The following is a 2289-nucleotide window of genomic DNA, read 5'->3' on the forward strand; positions in this document are numbered from 1 at the left end:
GCCCTGGACGACCGGGGCCGGGTGTGCCTGCTGCGCCAGTACCGCCACGCCGCCGGCGGGTGGCTCTGGGAGGTGCCCGCCGGAAAGCTCGACCCCGGCGAGCCCCCCCTGGAGACCGCCCGCCGGGAGCTGGAGGAGGAGGCAGGGGTGCGGGCCCGCTCCTGGGCGCCCCTGGGGGAGATCGTGACTGCGCCTGGGTTCTGCGACGAGGTGATCCACCTCTTCCTGGCCCGGGACCTCGCGGCGGTGGCCGCCCGGCCCGAGCCCCACGAGGTCCTGGAGGTCCACTGGGTGGCCTTCGAGGAGGCGCTGGCCCGGGCCGCGGGGGGCGAGATCCGGGACGCCAAGACCGTGGCCGCCCTCTTTCGCGCCCGGGAGGCGCTGCGGCCGTGAGCGCATCCGGGACACCGGCGCTTCGGGTGGGCCGCATCGGCTTCGCCAACTGCACGCCCCTCTTCCTCGCCCTGGAGGAGCAGGGGCCCCAGCCCGGCGTCTCCTACGTGCGGGGCGTCCCCACCGAGCTCAACGCCGCCCTGCGGGAGGGGTCGGTCCACCTCTCCCCCTCCTCCTCCGCCGAGTACCTGGCCCGGCCCGACCTCTACGGCTTCCTCCCCGATCTCTCCATCTCGGCCATCGGCCCCGTGGAGTCGGTGGTGCTGTTCAGCCGCCGCCCCCTGGAGGAGCTGGGCGGCCGCCCCGTGGGGCTCTCCCCCGCGTCGGCCACCTCGGTGGCGCTCCTGCGCGTGCTCCTGGAAGGGCGCCTGGGGGTGCGGCCCCGGTACGTGGCGCCGGAGGACGACCCCGAGGCCGTGCTCTGGATCGGCGACCGGGCGCTGCGCGAGGCCCGGGCCGGCGGGGAAACCCGCTGGCCCCACGCCTTCGACCTGGGGGCCCTCTGGTACGAGGCCACGGGAACCCCCTTCGTCTTCGCCCTCTGGATCTGCCGGCGCGACGCCTTCCATGCTTTCCCCGGCGCCGTTCGGGCCTTCTACCGCGAGCTCGTCCGCGCCCGCCAGCGCGCCTACCGCAGCTACCCCGCCTACGCCCGCCGCTCCCCCGAGGCCGCCTGGATGGGGGAGGAGGCGCTGCTGGCCTACTGGCAGACCATCTCCTACGACCTCACCGCCTGGCACCTGGAGGGCCTGCGCCTCTTCGCCCGGGAAGCAGCCGCCCTGGGCCTCCTCCCCGGCCCCGCACCCCTGGTCCCCCTGCCCGTGGAAGCGCCCCCGGCATAGCGGCCGTCCGGCCCCTCGACCCCTCCACTCACGGTCCCTCGTCTTCCCTCGGACGGCTGGGGACGGCTGTGGGGACGTGAAGACACCAAATCCCCTTCGAAAACTACCCGCCTGGCCCCATTCGGTTCTCCGTGGCAGAACGCCCCCGGATGTTCGATCCTCCCAGATCCCCGGTTCCTGAATGTACCCCCCACCTTGCTCGCTCCCCACCGCCATGATAGAAGGTCTGTATTCGATCCTGAATTCCGCCCCAAAGGAGATCCATAGTGAAGACTCTCCACGTGTCCCAAGACATCGTCCCCGTCGGCGCCTTCAAGGCCCAGGCGTCCCGGCTCCTCCGGCGCCTGAAGGACGAGCACCGCCCCATCGTCATAACCCAGAACGGGAAGCCGGCGGCGGTTCTCGTCACCCCCGAGGAGTTCGACCGGCTGTGCGAGCACAGCCGCTTCCTCGACGCCGTCCACGCCGGGCTCGCCGACTCCGCCGCCGGCCTTCTGACCGACGACGAGGATCTGGACTCCGACCTGGACCGCGCCCTCGGGAAGCTGGCAACGTGAAGGTCCGCTGGACCGACCGCGCCCGTCGCGACCTGCTCGACATCGGCGAGTACATCGCGCGCGACAACCGGGCCGCAGCCCGAAGCTGGGTCGAGCGCCTGCGCGCCCGCGCGCGCAAGGCGGCAGAAACGCCCCTCGCCGGCCGAGTCGTGCCGGAGCTCGGCCGAGACGACGTGCGCGAAGTGTTCGTTCGCACCTGTCGCATCGTCTACGAGGTTCGCGAAGACGCCATCCACGTCCTGGCCGTGTTCGAAGGTCACAGACTCCTCCAGCGTTCCAGCGAACCATGAGGACACAGCCGAAGGGTGGGCACGGCCCACCATCGTCTTCGCTCCCAGCGGGCCATGAAAGTGGTGGGCGTTGCCCACCCTGCTCGGCTCTGCCCCGGGATCGTCACCGCGGCTCTGAGCCGCCAAGCGAGTCGCCGTGATCCTCCGGCCCCAAGAAGATCGGCCTGCGCTCGATCCCGCGAGCGAGCACCGGGCGGTGGGTTCCCG

At 72.3% G+C, this 2289-nt stretch carries 4 protein-coding genes; all 4 read left to right on the forward strand.

What is annotated here, in order from left to right:
• A partial coding sequence (locus tag AB1578_23465) for an NUDIX hydrolase (GenBank protein ID MEW6490857.1) occupies nucleotides 1-393 on the forward strand: 393 nt, incomplete at its 5' end.
• Nucleotides 390-1235: a menaquinone biosynthesis protein gene (locus AB1578_23470; GenBank protein MEW6490858.1), complete on the forward strand. Its 846-nt coding sequence runs from the start codon at nucleotides 390-392 to the stop codon at nucleotides 1233-1235. The genes AB1578_23465 and AB1578_23470, both read left to right, overlap by 4 nt.
• Before the next feature lie 266 nt (nucleotides 1236-1501).
• A complete protein-coding gene (locus AB1578_23475) occupies nucleotides 1502-1792 on the forward strand; it encodes a type II toxin-antitoxin system Phd/YefM family antitoxin (protein MEW6490859.1) in 291 nt (96 codons plus the stop codon).
• Nucleotides 1789-2082 carry a type II toxin-antitoxin system RelE/ParE family toxin gene (locus AB1578_23480; GenBank protein MEW6490860.1) on the forward strand — a complete coding sequence of 98 codons (294 nt, stop codon included), beginning with the start codon at nucleotides 1789-1791 and terminating at the stop codon, nucleotides 2080-2082. Before AB1578_23475 ends, AB1578_23480 begins: the two co-directional genes overlap by 4 nt.
• Nucleotides 2083-2289 lie beyond the last annotated feature (207 nt).

This window comes from Thermodesulfobacteriota bacterium (assembly GCA_040756475.1).
GTDB lineage: Bacteria > Desulfobacterota > Deferrisomatia > Deferrisomatales > JACRMM01 > JBFLZB01.